This window comes from Microbacterium sp. zg-Y625 (genome assembly GCF_030246925.1).
Lineage (GTDB): Bacteria > Actinomycetota > Actinomycetes > Actinomycetales > Microbacteriaceae > Microbacterium > Microbacterium jiangjiandongii.
Map to the genome: position 1 here is coordinate 1,967,399 of NZ_CP126740.1, position 17,373 is coordinate 1,984,771.

20 protein-coding genes are annotated in these 17,373 nt (G+C 70.5%); 12 read left to right on the forward strand and 8 right to left on the reverse strand.

All coding sequences use genetic code 11. The features are described 5' to 3' along the window. Window positions 1-14 precede the first annotated feature (14 nt). Window positions 15-1,289, forward strand: coding sequence for a DNA recombination protein RmuC (locus QNO14_RS09065; protein ID WP_257496077.1), 1,275 nt, complete (start codon window positions 15-17; stop codon window positions 1,287-1,289). 36 nt (window positions 1,290-1,325) lie between these two features. Here the strand turns inward: QNO14_RS09065 and QNO14_RS09070 are convergent, their stop codons facing one another. Further along, window positions 1,326-1,526, reverse strand: a complete 201-nt coding sequence (locus QNO14_RS09070; RefSeq protein WP_257496076.1) for a UDP-N-acetylmuramyl pentapeptide phosphotransferase — start codon at window positions 1,524-1,526, stop codon at window positions 1,326-1,328. A gap of 146 nt (window positions 1,527-1,672) precedes the next feature. Then, the gene (gene glpX, locus QNO14_RS09075; protein ID WP_257496075.1) at window positions 1,673-2,662 is read right to left on the reverse strand and encodes a class II fructose-bisphosphatase; all 990 of its coding nucleotides are present in this window, start codon (window positions 2,660-2,662) and stop codon (window positions 1,673-1,675) included. Between the two features lie 147 nt (window positions 2,663-2,809). On the opposite strand from glpX, the gene fbaA reads away from it, so the two are divergent. Further along, entirely contained in the window at window positions 2,810-3,877 is a 1,068-nt protein-coding gene (gene fbaA, locus QNO14_RS09080) for a class II fructose-bisphosphate aldolase (RefSeq protein WP_257496074.1), read from the forward strand. Window positions 3,878-3,979: 102 nt separating this feature from the next. Here fbaA and QNO14_RS09085 read toward each other — a convergent pair whose 3' ends face one another. Together QNO14_RS09085 and QNO14_RS09090 are read right to left on the reverse strand one after the other, a co-directional pair. Further along, a complete protein-coding gene (locus tag QNO14_RS09085; protein WP_257496073.1) occupies window positions 3,980-4,537 on the reverse strand; it encodes a DUF6264 family protein in 558 nt (185 codons plus the stop codon). Beyond that, window positions 4,534-5,529: a 4-hydroxy-3-methylbut-2-enyl diphosphate reductase gene (locus QNO14_RS09090; protein WP_257496118.1), complete on the reverse strand. Its 996-nt coding sequence runs from the start codon at window positions 5,527-5,529 to the stop codon at window positions 4,534-4,536. The genes QNO14_RS09085 and QNO14_RS09090 overlap by 4 nt, the downstream gene beginning before the upstream one ends. Window positions 5,530-5,653: 124 nt before the next feature. Between QNO14_RS09090 and xseA the strand changes: the two genes are divergently transcribed. The 7 genes from xseA to QNO14_RS09125 are packed head-to-tail and all read left to right on the forward strand — an operon-like array spanning window position 5,654 to window position 11,585. Beyond that, the gene (xseA, locus tag QNO14_RS09095; protein ID WP_257505014.1) at window positions 5,654-6,952 is read left to right on the forward strand and encodes an exodeoxyribonuclease VII large subunit; all 1,299 of its coding nucleotides are present in this window, start codon (window positions 5,654-5,656) and stop codon (window positions 6,950-6,952) included. A gap of 10 nt (window positions 6,953-6,962) precedes the next feature. Then, window positions 6,963-7,199, forward strand: coding sequence for an exodeoxyribonuclease VII small subunit (locus tag QNO14_RS09100; RefSeq protein WP_374113914.1), 237 nt, complete (start codon window positions 6,963-6,965; stop codon window positions 7,197-7,199). Continuing rightward, window positions 7,199-7,837, forward strand: coding sequence for a DUF4245 domain-containing protein (locus tag QNO14_RS09105; RefSeq protein ID WP_257505016.1), 639 nt, complete (start codon window positions 7,199-7,201; stop codon window positions 7,835-7,837). The genes QNO14_RS09100 and QNO14_RS09105 overlap by 1 nt, the downstream gene beginning before the upstream one ends. Further along, window positions 7,834-8,496: a carbonic anhydrase gene (locus QNO14_RS09110; RefSeq protein WP_257505018.1), complete on the forward strand. Its 663-nt coding sequence runs from the start codon at window positions 7,834-7,836 to the stop codon at window positions 8,494-8,496. The genes QNO14_RS09105 and QNO14_RS09110 overlap by 4 nt, the downstream gene beginning before the upstream one ends. Before the next feature lie 38 nt (window positions 8,497-8,534). Next, a complete protein-coding gene (locus tag QNO14_RS09115; RefSeq protein ID WP_257496117.1) occupies window positions 8,535-9,929 on the forward strand; it encodes a class II fumarate hydratase in 1,395 nt (464 codons plus the stop codon). Between the two features lie 10 nt (window positions 9,930-9,939). Next, a complete protein-coding gene (locus QNO14_RS09120; RefSeq protein ID WP_257496068.1) occupies window positions 9,940-10,935 on the forward strand; it encodes a sensor histidine kinase in 996 nt (331 codons plus the stop codon). Then, window positions 10,932-11,585 (forward strand): response regulator transcription factor, encoded by a 654-nt coding sequence (locus tag QNO14_RS09125; protein ID WP_257496067.1) that lies wholly within the window; start codon window positions 10,932-10,934, stop codon window positions 11,583-11,585. The genes QNO14_RS09120 and QNO14_RS09125 overlap by 4 nt, the downstream gene beginning before the upstream one ends. A 211-nt stretch (window positions 11,586-11,796) precedes the next feature. Here QNO14_RS09125 and phoH2 read toward each other — a convergent pair whose 3' ends face one another. The 3 genes from phoH2 to QNO14_RS09140 form a co-directional block, all read right to left on the reverse strand. Next, entirely contained in the window at window positions 11,797-13,149 is a 1,353-nt protein-coding gene (phoH2, locus tag QNO14_RS09130; RefSeq protein ID WP_257496066.1) for an RNA 5'-3' helicase PhoH2, read from the reverse strand. Between the two features lie 179 nt (window positions 13,150-13,328). Beyond that, window positions 13,329-14,447, reverse strand: a complete 1,119-nt coding sequence (locus QNO14_RS09135) for an aminotransferase class V-fold PLP-dependent enzyme (protein WP_257496065.1) — start codon at window positions 14,445-14,447, stop codon at window positions 13,329-13,331. Between the two features lie 35 nt (window positions 14,448-14,482). Then, window positions 14,483-15,268, reverse strand: coding sequence for an isoprenyl transferase (locus tag QNO14_RS09140; RefSeq protein WP_257505019.1), 786 nt, complete (start codon window positions 15,266-15,268; stop codon window positions 14,483-14,485). 108 nt (window positions 15,269-15,376) lie between these two features. On the opposite strand from QNO14_RS09140, the gene trhA reads away from it, so the two are divergent. Further along, window positions 15,377-16,069 carry a PAQR family membrane homeostasis protein TrhA gene (gene trhA, locus QNO14_RS09145; RefSeq protein ID WP_257505306.1) on the forward strand — a complete coding sequence of 231 codons (693 nt, stop codon included), beginning with the start codon at window positions 15,377-15,379 and terminating at the stop codon, window positions 16,067-16,069. Here the strand turns inward: trhA and QNO14_RS09150 are convergent, their stop codons facing one another. Further along, window positions 16,070-16,333: a hypothetical protein gene (locus QNO14_RS09150; RefSeq protein ID WP_257496063.1), complete on the reverse strand. Its 264-nt coding sequence runs from the start codon at window positions 16,331-16,333 to the stop codon at window positions 16,070-16,072. 64 nt (window positions 16,334-16,397) lie between these two features. On the opposite strand from QNO14_RS09150, the gene QNO14_RS09155 reads away from it, so the two are divergent. Further along, window positions 16,398-16,793 carry a DUF4307 domain-containing protein gene (locus tag QNO14_RS09155; protein WP_257505020.1) on the forward strand — a complete coding sequence of 132 codons (396 nt, stop codon included), beginning with the start codon at window positions 16,398-16,400 and terminating at the stop codon, window positions 16,791-16,793. A gap of 87 nt (window positions 16,794-16,880) precedes the next feature. Continuing rightward, window positions 16,881-17,372, forward strand: coding sequence for a transcription elongation factor GreA (gene greA, locus QNO14_RS09160; RefSeq protein ID WP_257496061.1), 492 nt, complete (start codon window positions 16,881-16,883; stop codon window positions 17,370-17,372). Window position 17,373 lies beyond the last annotated feature (1 nt).

Below are 17,373 nucleotides of genomic sequence, written 5' to 3' on the forward strand. Positions count from 1 at the left end.
GGCATTCTCGAGGGATGGATGCCGCACTCCTCCTCCTGATCCTCGTCGCCCTCGCCGCCGGGCTGCTGGCCGGCTGGTTCGCCGGGGCTGCCCGGGCGACTGAGCGCGCCGGGCGGGACCGGTCCGAGTTGTCGGAACGTGCCGCGGCGGCCGAGACGGCGCGCGACGCGCTCGGCGCGCAGCTCGAGCAGCAGCGCGCGTTGCAGCGTGAGCTCAGCCTGCAGGCACGTGACGAGCAAGCAGCCCGCGATGAGCGGGAGCGCCGCGAGCAGTCCGTGCTGCGCGCGCTGGCGCCCGTGCAGGAGTCGCTGGCATCGATGCAGCAGAAGGTGGAGGACCTCGAACGCGAGCGCCATCACCAGTACGGCTCCCTCGCTGAGCAGCTGCGGCGTGCGCAGGAGTCCGACGAGGCGCTGCGCTCCACGACCGAATCGCTCGCCGGGGCGCTCCGCTCCAACGCCACGCGAGGCGTCTGGGGCGAGACCCAGTTGCGGCGCATCGTGGAGTCGGCGGGCCTCACCCGCTACGTCGACTTCGACCTGCAGGCATCGATCACCTCCGATGCCGGGGCCGGTCGGCCGGATATGATCATCCGCCTGCCCGGCGGCAAGGCCCTCGCCCTCGACGCGAAGGTGCCGCTGGACGCCTACCTCGAAGCCAGCGCCATCCCCGAGACCGCCCAGGGCGAAGAAGGGGCGCGACGCCGCGCACTGCTCGACCGACACGTCAAAGCCGTCCGGGCCCACGTGGACGCGCTGGCGAAGAAGGCGTACTGGGCGGGGCTGGATGCCAGTCCGGAGTTCGTCATCTGCTTCGTGCCGAGCGAGTCGCTGCTGTCGGCGGCGCTCGCGCAGGACCCGACTCTGCTCGACCACGCGTTCAGCAAACGGGTGGCGCTCGCCTCACCGGTCAACCTCTGGGCGGTGCTGAAGACGGTCGCCTACACGTGGACGCAGCAGGATGTCTCGTCCGAGGCGCGCGAGCTCCTCGCCCTCGGCACCCAGCTCTACGAGCGTCTCGGCTCGCTGACCGGTCACGCCGACGACCTGCGACGCGCCATCGAGCGCACGGTCGACACCTATAACAAGCTCGTGGGCTCGCTCGAGAGCCGCGTGCTCGTCACGGCGCGACGCTTCCCCGGCATCGACGAGACGAAGCTCAGCGCGGTCGACGCACCGGCCGCGATCACCGGCACCCCGCGGCGGCTGACGGCGCCCGAGTTCGTCGCCGACGACACGCTGCTGTCCGCCGACGTGGGCGCCGTGCGCGACCGCGTCGCCCCGGACTGAGCGGCGCGGTGCGGGCCGCGCGGCGTCCGGGTGTGGTCAGACGCCGCCGGGGAAGAACGTCATGAGGCCGATGACGGCGAGCGAGACGCCCAGGAAGGCGCCGATCATCCACCACGCACTCATCTGGTGACCCTCCGGCATGCGCCGGCGGAAGAGCACGTCGGGTCGACGCGACGGGTCGGTCGACACGATGACCGGCATCTGTCCGGTCTTGGGGCTCTGCGCCTGAGTGCTCATGTGAGGATCCCCTTGGGCTTGTGAACGATGGTCTGCATCGCCGTCGACACCGTTCACCATTGTGACAGAGCCCCGCCTGGGAGAACGGTCACAGAGAGGTCACAGTGTCGAGCTCCCACGGTGGGCGTCGCATCTGCCCGTCGTCGTCACAGCCACTTCGAGGTGAGGTGCTCCGAACTGATGCGGCGCAGCGTGCCCGAGGCGCCGCGCAGCACGACCGACTCGGTGTACACGTAGTCCCGGGCCCGGCGGACGCCGGCGACGAGCTCGCCGTTGGTGACGCCGGTGGCGACGAAGATGGTGTTGCTGCCGCGCACGAGGTCGTCGGCTTCATACACCTCGCCGTCGACCTTCAACCCGGCATCCAGGCCCTTCTGCTTCTCGTCGTCATCGCGCGGCCACAGCCGGCCCTGGATGTGGCCGCCCAGCGCCTTGATCGCGCAGGCAGTGACGATGCCCTCCGGGCTGCCGCCGATGCCGACGCACATGTCGGTGAGTGCGTTGTGCCGGGCGGCGTTGATCCCGCCGGCGACGTCGCCGTCGCTCATCAGCCGGGTGCCGGCGCCGGCTTCGCGGATCTCGTCGATGAGCCGGTCATGACGCGGCCGATGCAGCACCGACACGACGATCTCGTCGACCGGCTTTTCCAGCGCCTTCGCCAGCCGGCGGATGTTCTCACCGATCGGCAGCCGGATGTCGACGACACCCACGCCCGCGGGACCGGTGACGAGCTTGTCCATGTAGAAGACCGTGGAGGCGTCCAGCATGGTGCCGTGTTCCGAGACCGCCAGCACCGACAGGGCGTTGTTGCGCCCCGCCGCCGTCAGCGAGGTGCCGTCGATGGGGTCGACGGCCACGTCGCACTGCGGGCCGCGACCGGTGCCGACGCGTTCGCCGTTGAAGAGCATGGGGGCGTTGTCCTTCTCCCCCTCGCCGATGACGATCGTGCCGTCGAAGTTGACGGTCGTGAGGAAGGCGCGCATGGCATCCACCGCCGCGCCGTCGGCGAGCTCCTTCCGCCCGCGTCCGATGAACGGCACGGAGCGGATCGCCGCTGCCTCGGTCGCGCGCACCAGCTCCAGCGCGAGGTTGCGATCGGGATGCAGGGGACTCATATCCGCAGTAAGGCTCACCATGGGGTCAGCCTATGCCTGCGGATGCCGCGCGCACCGGGGGAACGTGTGCGCGTGCGACGAAGGAACCTCGGTTCTTTCGCGGACGGCAAGCCCGCGCCCGGATACGCACGGCCCTCCCCCGGGACCTGAAGAGCCCCCTTCGCTAGAGTGAAGGCGAACGCCCGCCGATTTCAAGGAGCTGACATGCCCGTCGCAACCCCCGACCAGTACGCCGAGATGCTGGACCGCGCGAAGTCCGGCGGCTTCGCGTACCCGGCCATCAACGCCGCCAGCTCGCAGTCCATCAACGCCGTGCTGCAGGGACTCACCGAGGCCGGCTCCGACGGCATCATCCAGGTCACCACGGGCGGCGCGGACTACTTCGCCGGCCACACCGTCAAAGGCCGCGCCACCGGCGCCATCGCCATGGCCAAGTTCGTGACCGAGGTCGCCAAGAACTACCCCATCACGGTCGCCCTCCACACCGACCACTGCCCGAAGCCGGCGCTCGATGACTTCCTGCTGCCGCTGATCGCCGCTTCCGAAGAAGAGGTCAAGGCCGGTCGCAACCCGATCTTCCAGTCCCACATGTGGGACGGCTCGGCGGTGCCTCTCGCCGAGAACATCGAGATCGCGAAGACCCTGCTCCCCCGCATGAAGAGCATCAACGCCATCCTCGAGGTGGAGATCGGCGTCGTGGGCGGCGAGGAGGACGGTGTCAAGCACGAGGGCACCAACGACGCGCTGTACACCACCACCGGTGACGTGGCGCAGGTGGTCGAGGCCCTCGGCCTCGGCGATCAGGGCCGCTGGATCGCAGCGCTCACCTTCGGCAACGTGCACGGCGTGTACAAGCCCGGCAACGTCAAGCTCAAGCCCGAGCTGCTCGGCGAGATCCAGGAGGGCATCGCCGCCCAGTTCGGCACCGGCCCGAAGCCCCTCGACCTGGTCTTCCACGGCGGCAGCGGTTCGACGCCCGAGGAGATCGCCCTGGCCGTCGCCAACGGCGTGGTGAAGATGAACATCGACACCGACACGCAGTACGCGTTCACGCGCGCGGTCGCCGGCTACATGTTCCAGAACTACGACGGCGTGCTGAAGATCGACGGCGAGGTCGGCAACAAGAAGGCCTACGACCCCCGCGCGTGGGGCAAGGTCGCCGAGTCGGCGATGGCCGCCCGGGTCGTCGAGGCCACGCAGCAGCTCGGCTCCGCCGGACAGTCGCTCGGCGCCTGACGCCGACCGCCAGTCACGCGAAACGCCCCGGCCGGATGGTCGGGGCGTTTCGCATGGAGGGAGGGCAGCGGCCTCGACCCGCGGCTCGCCGCGCTTCTCAGGTCAACCGACGACGGTGCGCTGCAGGGCTTCCCATGCGGCCGGGTCGTTCATGATCGGGATCACCATGAGGGTTCCCGAGACGAAGTTGCAGAGGATGCCGCCGACGAGCGGGATCCACCACGTCAGCCGGCGCGCGGCGAGGCTGCGCCACGACAGCCATGCCGTCAGCAGCCAGCCGACCACGAGCACGGTGGCAGCGGCCACGCCCCAGCCGCGCAGGGCGGCCGGGTCCGACAGCTGGGCATCGACGGCGAGCGTCTGGAAGAGGGTCTGCGCGAACGCTCCGACATCGAGCATCTGGGGGGCGGCCGCGAGCACGGTCAGCAGGCCGTACCCGAGCAGCACGAAGGTGAACGCGCGGTCGGCCACGCGAGTGGGACGGGCGGCCGAGGTCGTGGCGGGTGCGGCGGGCACGGGATGCCGCGGCGGCGAGTCCTCGGGCGACACCCCGGCCGAGAGCGCGTCGGTGGCGTGGGGTCGCGCGATGCGCGCCCGCTGCTCTTCGGCCGTGGCGTACTCGCCGTACTGCGGTCGGGGACGCGGGTCGGTCTCGCTCACACGCGCCCCCGCCCGCCCAGCGCGCGGTCGTCCCGCTTGCCGGAGGCATCCTGGCGCAGCTCCTTGGGCAGGGAGAACATGAGGTCCTCCTCTGCGGTGCGCACCTCTTCGACGTCCCGGTAGCCGGCACCGGCCAGGTCTTCGAGCACTTCCTTCACGAGCACCTCGGGCACCGATGCGCCGCTGGTGACCCCGACCGTCTCGACGCCGTCGAGCCACTCCTGCTTGATCTCGTGGGCGTAGTCCACGCGGTAGGCGGCCTTGGCGCCGTACTCGAGGGCGACCTCGACGAGGCGCACGCTGTTGGAGGAGTTCGCCGACCCCACCACGATGACGAGGTCGGCGCCGACGGCGACCTTCTTGATGGCGACCTGGCGGTTCTGGGTGGCGTAGCAGATGTCGTCCGAGGGCGGGTCCTGCAACTGCGGGAAACGCTCGCGCAGCCGCCGCACCGTCTCCATGGTCTCGTCGACGGAAAGGGTCGTCTGCGAGAGCCAGACCACCTTGGAGGGGTCCTTGACCTCGACCAGGTCCGCCTCTTCGGGCGAGTTCACCACAGTGACGTGGTCGGGCGCCTCGCCCGCAGTGCCTTCGACCTCTTCGTGACCGGTGTGACCGATGAGAAGGATCTCGAAGTCGTCGCGCGCGAAGCGCACGGCCTCGCGGTGCACCTTCGTCACCAGCGGGCAGGTGGCGTCGATCGCCTGCAGCCCGCGGTCGGCCGCGGCGTCGACCACGGCGGGTGAGACGCCGTGCGCACTGAAGACGACGTGCGCCCCCGGGGGAACCTCGTCGACCTCTTCGACGAAGATCGCGCCCTGGGCCTCGAGCTCGGTTACGACGTGGATGTTGTGCACGATCTGCTTGCGCACGTACACCGGCGCGCCGAAGCGCTGCAGCGCCTTCTCCACAGCGATCACGGCACGGTCCACCCCCGCGCAATAGCCTCGGGGGGCGGCCAGGAGCACCCGCTTGCGTCCAGCCACCGGCATATCCTGGAGGTGGCCACGCCGCCCCGGAACGCGGGGCAGGGGCAGTCGGACCGCTGAAGTGCTCACACGACGATTCTATGAGTCGGCGGCTGGACAGAGGCCGGGCACCGCGAGGGAGACGCAGATGACGACGTTCCAGACCGCGCCGGGTCAGACCCCGCCGGCCGATGCGGTGCACCCCGGGGCATCCTCCCCCGCGACCCCGACGTCGGTGTCGCGGCTCAACGAGACGATCCGCGACTTCGTGCAGAAGTGGGGCGCGGTGTGGGTCGAAGGTGAGATCACGTCGTGGAACGTGCGCGGCGGCAACATCTTCGGCCGACTGAAGGACCTCTCCTCCGACGCGTCGCTGTCGTTCCGGCTGTGGTCGACGACCCGGCAGCGCATCCCCGCCGACCTGAAGTCCGGCGATCACGTCGTGGCGTGCGTGAAGAGCGAGTTCTACGTCAAGACCGGCGACTTCAGCTTCATCGTCTCGGCGATGAAGCACGTGGGGCTCGGCGAACAGCTCGAGAAGCTCGAGCGCTTGCGGGCGCAGCTGCGCAAGGAGGGCCTGTTCGACCCGGCGCGCAAGAAGCCGCTGCCGTTCCTGCCCCACCGCATCGGCCTCATCACGGGTGAGCGCAGCGATGCCGAGAAGGACGTACACCGCAACGCCGAGCTCCGGTGGCCCGCGGTGTCGTTCCGCACCGTGCATGTCGCGGTGCAGGGTGAGCGGTGCGTCCCCGAGACCGTCGCGGCACTGCAGGCTCTCGACGCCGACCCCGAGGTCGACGTGATCGTCATCGCGCGCGGCGGCGGCGACCCGCAGACGCTGCTGGGGTTCAGCGACGAGAAGCTGTTGCGGGCGGTGGCTGCGGCATCCACTCCCGTCGTCAGCGCCATCGGCCACGAGAACGACCACCCGCTGCTCGACGACGTCGCCGACCTTCGCGCGTCGACGCCGACCGACGCCGCCAAGCGCATCGTGCCCGACGTGTCCGAGCAGCGCGCACTGGTGCGCCAGCTGCGCTCGCGTGCCGGCTCCCGCCTCACCCAGCGCATCGGCCACGACATCGCCCAGCTGCAGCAGCTGCGCTCGCGTCCCGTGCTGCGCGCCCCCGAGACCATGCTCGACTCGCGCGCGCAGGACCTGTGGTTCCAGGTGTCGCGCGGCCGCGAGATCATGACGCGTCGGGTGGATGCCGCAGAGCGCACCACAGCAGAGCTGCGCGCGTCGCTGCGCGCCCTCTCCCCCGCCGCGACGCTGGAGCGCGGGTACGCCATCACGCATCTCACCGAGGGTGTGATCGTGCGCGATGCCGCCCAGGCGCCCGACGGCGCAGAGGTCACCGTCACGGTGGCCCGCGGCTCGTTCACCGCGCGCTCGCACGGCGAGGTGGACGAGCGCACCGCGACGGGCTCGACGGCAGGGGCGAACTAAGATGGTCGACATGACCGCCGCACGCGACGACGCACCCGACGTCGCCGCCCTCTCGTTCGAGCAGGCGCGCGACGAGCTCGTGCGCGTCGTCGCTGAGCTCGAACAGGGCTCACCGACTCTCGAGCAGTCCCTGGCCCTCTGGGAGCGCGGCGAAGCGCTGGCTTCCCACTGCGAGCAGTGGCTGCTGGGCGCCAAGCGCCGGCTCGACGCCGCGCGCTCCGACGCCCCGTCGCCCGGGGAGACATGATGGCGTCCTCCCCCCGGGTCGTGGCGGAACTGGGCCGGCCGGAGACTCCCGAGGAGACCGCCGCCCGCAAGGCGGAGTCGTCGCGCGTGCACCGTGCCAGCCGCAGCACCCGCAACCTCATCGCCGCGCTGCTGGTCACCCTGGGCGTCGTGCTCGTCATCGTCTTCGGGGTGCCTCGCGGCTCCATCCCGGCACCGGAGCCGATCGACGTCGCCGCAGAAGCCGAGCGGGTGCAGTCGTCGCTCGACCGCCCCGTCGTGGTGGCCGAGACACCCGAGGACTGGCGCGTCAACCGCGCATCGGTCGAGGGCGACGGCGACGTTCGTGCGTGGACCGTCGTCTACGCACCCGAACGCGGCTTCGTCAACGTCGCACAGGGCTTCGACGCGGACGCGGCGTGGGCCTCACGCGTGCTGTCGGGCCGTGGCGCGACGGGCACCACCACGATCGACGGGATCGAATGGACGGTGTACGAGGTCTCGGACCCCTCGACCGCCGGGAACATCTCGTATGCGCTGAGCACGGCCGCCGGCGACGACACGATCCTGATCTACGGCGCCACCGACGCCGCCACCGCCACCGGGGTCGCCGACGGCCTCGCCGACGATGTGCGCGCGCTGCGCGCGGAGGATTCATGACCGCTCCCGCGACACGTCCGAGCCCGCAGGAAGCCTGGGACGAGATGCGGCTGGGGAACGCGCGATTCGTCGCGGGCGAGCCCCGGCATCCCCGTCAGGACGTCGAGAGACGCCACGAGACCGCCGGGTCGCAGTACCCCAGCGCCGCGCTGTTCGGCTGCTCCGACTCCCGCCTGGCTGCGGAGATCATCTTCGACGAGGGCTTGGGCGACCTGTTCGTCATCCGCAATGCGGGCCAGGTCATCTCCGAGTCCGTCGTCGGCAGCCTGGAATACGCCGTCGCAGTGCTGGAGGTGCCGCTGATCGTCGTGCTGGGCCACGACGCCTGCGGCGCGGTGCGCGCGGCGATCGAGTCGACCGCCGTCGACGCCCCCGCCCTCCCCGTGCACGTGTGGCGCCAGATCGCACCGATCGTGCCGGCGGTGCGCCGGGTGCTGCGCCAGGGGGCCGAGGCCGGAGTGACACCCGAGACGGTGGATGCCGACCAGGTCGGACGCGAGCACCTGCGCGAGACGATCGCCGCGCTGCTGCAGTCCTCCGAGCTCATCAGCGAGGCCGTCGCCGAGGGCCGGGTCGCCGTCATCGGCGCCAACTACCGTCTGGCCGAAGGCACCGCCGTCCCCGACGTCATCGTCGGCGACGTCACCGCCGAGCACTGAACCCCATTCACCAGCAAGGAAACGAGGACGTGACCGTCATGGCAGAAACCGAGTACCGCATCGAACACGACACGATGGGCGAGGTGCGTGTTCCGAAGGACGCGCTGTACGCCGCCCAGACCCAGCGTGCCGTGGAGAACTTCCCGATCTCCGGCACCGGCCTCGAGTCGACGCAGATCGCGGCCCTCGCCCGCATCAAGAAGGCCGCGGCGCTTGCCAACAAGCAGCTCGGCACCCTCGACGCGGCGATCGCCGACGCGATCGCGGCCGCCGCCGACGATGTCGTGAGCGGGCGCTACGACGACCACTTCCCGGTGGACACGTACCAGACCGGCAGCGGCACCTCCTCGAACATGAACATGAACGAGGTGCTGGCGACCCTCGCGACCGCCAAGCTCGGCGCCCCCGTTCACCCCAACGACCACGTCAACGCCTCACAGTCGTCCAACGACGTGTTCCCGACCTCGGTGCACATCGCCGTCACCCAGGCGCTCATCGACGACCTCATCCCGGCTCTGGACCACCTCGCCGTCGCCCTCGAGGCCAAGGCCGAGCTGTGGAAGGACGTGGTCAAGTCCGGCCGCACCCACCTGATGGATGCCACCCCCGTGACCCTCGGTCAGGAGTTCGGCGGCTACGCCCGCCAGATCCGCCTCGGCGTCGAGCGCGTGCAGGCCGTCCTCCCCCGCGTCGGCGAGGTGCCCCTCGGCGGCACCGCCGTCGGCACGGGCATCAACACGCCCCTGGGCTTCCCGCAGCAGGTCATCGCGCTGCTCGCGGCCGAGACCGAACTGCCCATCACCGAGGCCAAGGACCACTTCGAGGCCCAGGCCAACCGCGACGCCCTCGTCGAGGCCTCCGGAGCGCTCCGCACGATCGCGGTGTCGCTGACCAAGATCAACAACGACCTGCGGTGGATGGGGTCCGGCCCCAACACGGGTCTGGGAGAGCTGCACATCCCCGACCTGCAGCCCGGCTCCTCGATCATGCCCGGCAAGGTGAACCCGGTCGTGCCCGAAGCGACGCTCATGGTGTGCGCGCGGGTGATCGGCAACGACGCGACCGTCGCCTGGGCGGGTGCGTCGGGGTCGTTCGAGCTCAACGTGGCCATCCCGGTGATGGGCACGGCACTGCTGGAGTCCATCCGGCTGCTCTCCAACGCCATGCGGGTGCTGGCCGACAAGACGATCGACGGCCTGGAGGCGAACGTCGAGCGCGCCGCCGCCTTCGCCGGCATGTCGCCGTCGATCGTCACGCCCCTCAACAAGCTCATCGGGTACGAGGCCGCCGCGAAGATCGCCAAGCACGCCGTCGCCAAGGGCATCACGGTGCGTGAGGCCGTCGCCGACCTCGGCTACCTGGAGCGCGGCGAGATCACCGAGGAGCAGCTCGACGAGAAACTCGACCTGCTCTCGATGACCCGCCCTGGTTGATAATCGGAGAGTGAACCGCACGCCACGGCACCGCCAGGCGCAGCGCCGCACCCTGGGCATCACGCTCGGAGTGGCATCGGCCGGATTCGTGATGGTCGGCGCCGTCACCGCCGCAGCCCTGGCGGTCGGATCCGACCTTCCCCCGCAGCGGCTGCTCCTCGGCGGTGCCGTCTACGTGCTCGCCGCACTGCTGGCGCTCGGCGTGCTCGCCGTCGCTTACTGGCTCGCCGCGCAGCCGGCAACGCCCGACTCCGGCGAGGGCGACCCGGCGGAGCAGCGCGAGGCGTCGTTCGAGGCGCAGCGTCAGCTGCTCGACGACGTCCGTCACGAGCTGAAGACGCCGATCACCATCGTGCGCGGGCATCTGGAGACGATGAAGGTCGACGACCCCGCCGATGTCACCGGCGTGCGTGACATCGGCATCGCCGAGCTCGACCGCATGACGCGGCTCGTGAACGACATCGACCTGCTGGCGTCGGTGGACGGCGATTCGTACACGTTCTCGGTGGTCGACCTCGGCGACCTCACCCGCCGGGTCGGTGGACTGGTGTCGGTGATCCCGGGCCACGACTGGCACGTCGAGCTGGCGGCCACCGGGCGCATCCGTGCCGACCACGACCGGCTGCTGCAGGCATGGCTGCAGCTGGCCGACAACGCCGCCAAGTACACGCCGGAGGGCAGCCCGATCGAGATCGGCAGCTCGCTGCACGCCAGCGGGGCGCAGCTGTGGGTGCGCGACCATGGGCCCGGCATCCCGCCCGCCGCCCGGCACCGCATCTTCCGCCGGTTCGACCGCAACGTCGGCAAGCGCAGCGTCGGCGGATCGGGGTTGGGCCTTGCGATCGTCGACGCGATCGCGCGCGCTCACGGGGGTCACTGCACGGTCGCCGACACACCGGGTGGCGGCGCGACGTTCACGATAGCCGTACCTTTGGGAACGGGGGCAGCCGCACCCGCGCCCGTGCGCGCGGGCGATGTGGTGCTGCAGAGAGAGGCGAGCGCATGACGCGCATCCTGGTGGTCGACGACGAGCCGCACATCGCTGCGCTGCTCAGCCGCGCCCTCACGGCCGAGGGCCACAGCGTCGAGGTGGCCGACAACGGCAACGACGCGCTCGCGCGGGCGGCGGATCCCGACGTGGATCTGGTGCTGCTCGACGTGGGGCTCCCGGGCATGGACGGCATCGAGGTGCTGCGCCGGCTGCGGGCGCTCGGGTCGATCGTGCCCGTCATCATCCTCACGGCGCGCTCGGGGACCCGCGACACCGTCGACGGTCTGGACGCCGGCGCGAACGACTACGTCCCGAAGCCCTTCGTGGTGGCGGAGCTGCTGGCCCGCGTGCGGTCCCGGCTGCGTGAGAGCGCGGCGGCAGCCGGCGTGATCTCGCACGGCGACGTGACCCTCGACGTCCTGGCGCGGCGCGCGACCGTCGGCGGGCGCGATGTGGACCTCTCCGCCCGGGAATTCGCCCTCGCCGAGCAGTTCCTGCGCCACGCCGGCGACGTGCTCAGCCGTGAGACGCTGCTGAGCCGCGTGTGGGGCATGGACTTCGATCCGGGTTCCAACGTCGTGGACGTGTACGTGCGGTACCTGCGGGCCAAATTCGGCGCGCACCACATCGCCACGGTGCGCGGCGCCGGCTACCGCTGGGAGTGAACCGCTCTCACAGCGAGAACCCCCGGGCAATTGCTCGGGGGTTCTCGTGAGGCGAAGCTGGGGGTCTTCGCGCTAGCCGCTTAGGCGGTAGTCCTATGTTCACCCATACCGGTACGTATGGGAACGCCCGGCCATGAGATTGTTCTCATTGTGCCCGGCCGCTCATATGGAACGGCCGGGCATGAGATTCTTCTCACTGTGGCGAGGCCCGTCAACTCGATTCGCCGGCCTCGAGCAGCTCCGTGACCAGGGCCGCGATCGCCGAGCGCTCCGAGCGCGTGAGCGTCACGTGGCCGAACAGCGCGTGCCCCTTCAGCGTCTCGATCACCGACGCGATGCCGTCGTGGCGGCCCACCCGCAGGTTGTCACGCTGGCCGACGTCGTGGGTGAGGACCACCCGCGAGTTCTGGCCCATACGGCTCAGCACGGTCAGCAGCACGTTGCGCTCCAGGGACTGCGCCTCGTCGACGATCACGAATGCGTCATGCAGCGATCGTCCCCGGATGTGGGTCAGCGGCAGCACCTCCAGCAGGCCACGGCCGATGACCTCCTCCACGACGTTGCCCGAGACGATCGAACCGAGCGTGTCGAAGACGGCCTGCCCCCACGGGTTCATCTTCTCCTGGGCATCGCCGGGGAGATATCCGAGCTCCTGCCCGCCCACGGCGAACAGCGGGCGGAACACGACGATCCGCTTCTGCTGCTGCCGTTCCAGCACCGCCTCCAGTCCGGCGCAGAGGGCCAGCGCCGACTTGCCGGTGCCGGCACGGCCTCCGAGCGACACGATCCCGACCTCCGGGTCCAGCAGCAGGTCGATCGCGATGCGCTGCTCGGCTGAGCGTCCGTGAAGCCCGAACACCTCGCGGTCCCCCCGGACGAGCCGGTATCCCCCGTCCCCGGTGACCCGCCCGAGCGCCGACCCCCGCTCGGAGTGGATGACCAGCCCCGTGTTCACCGGCAGGCCGGCGACGGCGTCGCTCGCCGCGACCTCGCTCTCATAGAGGTCGCTGATCTCATCCCCCGAGACGTCGAGAGCCGCCACGCCCGTCCACCCGGAGTCCACGGCCTGCTCGGCGAGGTATTCCTCTGCGGGGATGCCGAGCGAGGCGGCCTTGACCCGCATGGGGAGGTCCTTGGAGACCACCGTGACCTCCTGACCGTGCTGGGCGAGGTGCATCGCGACGGCGAGGATGCGGGTGTCGTTGTCGCCCAGCCTCAGACCTGCGGGGAGCACGGCGGGATCGGTGTTGGCGAGTTCCACCCGCAGCGTCCCCCCGGTGCCGACCGCGACGGGGAAATCCAGCCGCCCGTGCTCGACGCGCAGCTCGTCGAGATGCCGCAGCGCCTGACGCGCGAAGTAGCCCAGCTCCGGGTCGTGCCGCTTGCCCTCCAGCTCGGTGATGACCGTGACGGGGATCACGACCGAGTGCTCCGCGAACCGGAAGAACGCCCGCGGATCGCTCAACAGCACCGACGTGTCGAGCACGTAGGTGCGAAGATCCTGGTCAGCGACGACGTCGTTCTCGGTGCGGCCCTGCTGCGCGTGTGGTGCTCGTGTGGTCACAACCCACTCCCGACCCGGGTGCTCACCCGGCAGTCACGAATCGACCGAGGGGTCACAGGTCGCGATCTCCGGCCGACCCGACGGGCGCCTTGCCCGCTGGCATCACGGTACGTCCGGCCACCTGGCCCGGCACTGTCCGACACGCCCGAGTTGTGTGACGGTCAGGTGACGTCCACGTGTCAGCGCATGCGCGTGCCGGCGAACTCCGCCAGGGCGTCTTCGAGCAACCGGAGCGAGTCCTCGCCGGTACCTGCGTGCGCGGCCATCCGCACGTACCCCGACCGCAGCGACGCAGCCACGCCGTGGTTGGCCAGCGCTGCCGCCAGCGGTGCCGTGTCGCGGGGATCAGGCGCGAGCGACACGATGCCGGCGTGGCGGTACGCCTCGCGCGGGGTCACGACGGCCAAGCCGAACCGGTCGACCGCGGCCGCGATCTCGCCGGCTCGTTGCCGCACCAGGTCGGCGACCTGCGACACGCCCGCATCGCGGATGTCCCGGACGGCCGTGGCGAGCCGCGCCGTCGCGAGGTGGTCCGGCTCGGTGACGGTATACGCCTGCGCTCCCGCCACCGGCGGCGGAACCGGAAACACGCCGAGCGCGCCGCCCATGCCCGCGAAGCCGGAGAGCACCGGGGTGAGGCGCTCCAGCGCGCGATCCGAGAAAGAGGCGAACCCCGTCCCCCGCCCGGCGCGCAGCCACTTGTACCCGTTGCCGCACACCACATCGGCGACATCCCACTGCTCGTCGACCACGCCGAATGCCTGGATGGCGTCGACGATGAGCAGGCGATCGCCGATGACTTCGCGAAGCCCGGGCAGGTCGGCCCGGTAGCCGGTGCGGTAGTCCACGGCGCTGACGGCGAGGGCGGCGACGTCGTCCGTGAGTGCTTCGCGCACGGCATCCGGGGTCACGAGCCCGTCCGCCGTCTCGAGCCAGCGCGGGGCAGACCGCCCGAGTGCTCCGGCCCGCTCGGCGGCGACGCTGAGGCTCGGGAACTCGTGGCGCGAGACGAGCACGGCGCCGGGGAGCCCGAACAGGGCCTGCATGAGCCCGTGCGTGGTCGACGGCTGCAGGGTCACGTGGTCGGCCGTGGTCCCGAGCAGCTCGGCCAGCAGGTCGCGCGCCTCGTCGGCGCGCCCGGCGACGAGGTCTATGCCACTGGTGCGGCCCGATCCCAGCAGCTCCGCATCGGCATGCGCCTCGGCCCGCACGGAGGGGGACAGCGGGCCGAACTTCGCCCAGTCGAGGTACCCCGGCTCCGCATCGAATGTATCCAGATACGCCTGCAACCCGGTCACGCTTCCATTGTCTCACGGAGCCGGAAGGCGACGAGCTAGCCCCCGAAGCGTCGGTCGCGCGTGGCGTAGTCGCGGATGGCACGCAGAAAGTCGACTTCGCGCAGGTCCGGCCCCAGCGCCTCGACGAAGTAGAACTCACTGTGCGCGGACTGCCAGAGGAGGAAGTCGCTCAGGCGCTGCTCCCCCGAGGTGCGGATCACGAGGTCGGGGTCGGGCTGTCCCCCGGTGTACAGGTGCTCGCCGATCTGCTCGGGTGTGAGGCTCGCGGCGAGCTCCTCCAGCGAGCCGCCCTGCTCGTCGTGCTTGGAGATGATGCGGCGCACGGCATCCACGATCTCGGAGCGCCCGCCGTAGCCGACGGCCAGGTTCACATGCAGGCCGGTGTTGTCACGGGTGCGCGCCTCGACATCGGCCAGGACGCGGGCGAGCTCCGGGGGCAGCAGGTCGGTGCGACCCACCGGGCGCACCCGCCAGCCGGGTTCGTGCGACAGCTCCTCGGCGAGCTCCGCAATGATCTCGATGAGATCCGACAGCTCCTGGGAGTCCCGTTTGCGCAGGTTGTCGGTGGACAGCAGATACAGGGACACGACGGGGATGCCGAGGTCGTCGCACCAGCGCAGGAATTCGTGCATCTTCGCTGCGCCCGCCCGATGCCCCTGCGCCGCCGACGCGTAGCCGAGCTGTCGCGCCCAGCGGCGGTTGCCGTCGATCATCATGGCGACGTGGTGCGGCACCGTCGCTCCCACCAGCTGGCGGCGCAGACGGGTGATGTACAGCCGATACAGCAGGCCGCGCCCCTGGTTCGTCCCGCCGGTCGTCACGGTCATACGCTAGCGCGCCCGGCGGGGTGGATCATGTGCAGCCATCGGCATGCAGCCGCGCGTAGGCTGGGAATCGTGTCGCGACGTACCGGATCCGAGGGCGCTGAGATGCCCGAGCTGCCGCTCATCGACGCTGCCGCGGTCGGTGGGCACGTCGAGCTGAAGCCGACCTGGCGAGGGTGGCTGCACGCCGCCACGTTCCCCGTGGCCATCGTCGCGGGCATCGTGCTGATCTCGGTCGCGCAGGGCGATCCGGCCAAGTGGGCCTCCGCCGTGTTCATGGTCACCTCCCTGCTGCTGTTCGGCAACTCCGCGCTGTACCACCGCTTCAACTGGAGCCCCCGGACGCTCGCGGTGCTCAAGCGCATCGACCACGCGAACATCCTGCTGCTGATCGCCGGGACCTACACCCCCATCGCCGTGCTCGCGCTGCCGACCCCCAAGACCGTCCTGCTTCTCTCCCTGGTGTGGGGCGGCGCAGTGCTCGGCATCCTCTTCCGCGTCTTCTGGATCGACGCGCCGCGTTGGCTCTACGTGGCCCTCTACCTCGTGCTCGGGTGGGCGGCGGTGATGTACCTTGGCGACCTCCTCGCCGCCAACACGGCGATGATGGTGCTGGTCGTCGTCGGAGGGCTGTTGTACACCGCCGGCGCGATCGTCTACGGCATGAAGAAGCCGAACCCGTGGCCGGGCCACTTCGGCTTCCACGAGATCTTCCACGCGTGCACCGTGCTGGCATTCCTCTGCCACTGGACGGCCTGCCTGCTCATCGCACTGCACCCGGCCTTCCACCGCGGCTGATCAGCGCGTGGGCGGTGTGCCCGAGCTGTCGTCGCGCCCCGAGCCCTGCTCCTCGGCGTCGAGCTCCTCGCGGACCTCCGCGCGATACCGGCCCCGGCGGACGCGGCGCAGCATGTCCCAGACGAGCAGGATCACCGCGAGGGCGATGAAGGCGATCGCCGCGAACCCCGCGGGTCCGGGCGTCACGAGCTCGGGATCGACGGTCGATTCCGGCGTCGGCACGGACGCCGCCATCAGCGCGAGCGCGTCGATCACAGACAGCATGGAGAACCTCGTTCCGCGCCGGAGCGCCTAACCTGGAATCAAGCCTAATCTCCCGGAGACACCCATGACGACGCAGCAGTTCCTCGACGAGCGCTACGGCCGGCGCACCTCGCGACGCCGCTCTCGCGCGGGGTGGATCATCGTCGCGGTTGTCGCCGTGGCGGCCACGGTCTCGCTGGGGTGGAGCACGGTGGCCACCAGCATGTCGTCCGTCGACGTGGATGCCACGGCGTACTCCGTCGTCGACGAGCACACCGTCACCGTCACGTTCCAGGTCGTCGCGCCGAGCGACGGCATCGTCGCGTGCGCGCTGGAGGCACAGGACGAGGAGCACGGCGTCGTGGGCTGGCGGGTCGTGGAGATGTCGCTCGAGCGTGGCCAGCTCCAGGTCTTCACCGAGACGATCCCGACAACCGGCGAGGCCACGACCGGTTTGGTGAACTCCTGCTGGGTCGCGTAGTCTGCTGTGAACGCATCGCGCCCCGGCTGTCGCCGGGGCGTTTGGCTTAGGCCCGAGCGCCACCACCGCCTTACGAAGGAGACCGCTGTGTCCGCCGACGCCCCCGAGACCTTCCTCACCCAGGACGCGTACGACCGTCTCGTCGCCGAGCTCGAGCACCTCTCGACCACCGGCCGCGAGGAGATCGCCAAGCGCATCGAATCCGCGCGCGAAGAGGGCGACCTGAAGGAGAACGGCGGCTACCACGCGGCCAAGGACGAGCAGGGCAAGCAGGAGGCGCGCATCCGCACCCTCCAGCACCTCCTCAAGAACGCCAAGGTCGGCACGGCACCCGAGTCCACGGGCGTCGTCGAGCCGGGCACCGTGATCACCGCCGTCGTCGCCGGAGGCGAAGAGGTCTTCCTCCTCGGCAACCGCGAGATCGCCGCCAACTCCGAGCTCGACGTCTACAGCGAGGCGTCGCCGCTCGGCTCCGCCATCCTGGGGCTCAAGGAGGGCGACTCCACGTCGTACACCGCCCCCAACGGGCGCCAGATCAGCGTCGAGGTCGTGAAGGTGGAGACCTACAGCGGCCAGTGAC

Bases quoted from the DNA above. Each gene is read 5' to 3' on its own strand.
- QNO14_RS09070 (WP_257496076.1), bottom strand. From the start codon at position 1,526: ATGAGCACTCAGGCGCAGAGCCCCAAGACCGGACAGATGCCGGTCATC.
- QNO14_RS09100 (WP_374113914.1), top strand. From the start codon at position 6,963: ATGACCGCCGCACGCGACGACGCACCCGACGTCGCCGCCCTCTCGTTC.
- QNO14_RS09110 (WP_257505018.1), top strand. From the start codon at position 7,834: ATGACCGCTCCCGCGACACGTCCGAGCCCGCAGGAAGCCTGGGACGAG.
- xseA (WP_257505014.1), top strand. From the start codon at position 5,654: ATGACGACGTTCCAGACCGCGCCGGGTCAGACCCCGCCGGCCGATGCG.
- QNO14_RS09125 (WP_257496067.1), top strand. From the start codon at position 10,932: ATGACGCGCATCCTGGTGGTCGACGACGAGCCGCACATCGCTGCGCTG.
- QNO14_RS09090 (WP_257496118.1), bottom strand. From the start codon at position 5,529: ATGCCGGTGGCTGGACGCAAGCGGGTGCTCCTGGCCGCCCCCCGAGGC.
- trhA (WP_257505306.1), top strand. From the start codon at position 15,377: ATGCCCGAGCTGCCGCTCATCGACGCTGCCGCGGTCGGTGGGCACGTC.
- QNO14_RS09105 (WP_257505016.1), top strand. From the start codon at position 7,199: ATGGCGTCCTCCCCCCGGGTCGTGGCGGAACTGGGCCGGCCGGAGACT.
- QNO14_RS09155 (WP_257505020.1), top strand. From the start codon at position 16,398: ATGACGACGCAGCAGTTCCTCGACGAGCGCTACGGCCGGCGCACCTCG.
- QNO14_RS09150 (WP_257496063.1), bottom strand. From the start codon at position 16,333: ATGCTGTCTGTGATCGACGCGCTCGCGCTGATGGCGGCGTCCGTGCCG.
- QNO14_RS09065 (WP_257496077.1), top strand. From the start codon at position 15: ATGGATGCCGCACTCCTCCTCCTGATCCTCGTCGCCCTCGCCGCCGGG.
- glpX (WP_257496075.1), bottom strand. From the start codon at position 2,662: ATGGTGAGCCTTACTGCGGATATGAGTCCCCTGCATCCCGATCGCAAC.
- QNO14_RS09115 (WP_257496117.1), top strand. From the start codon at position 8,535: ATGGCAGAAACCGAGTACCGCATCGAACACGACACGATGGGCGAGGTG.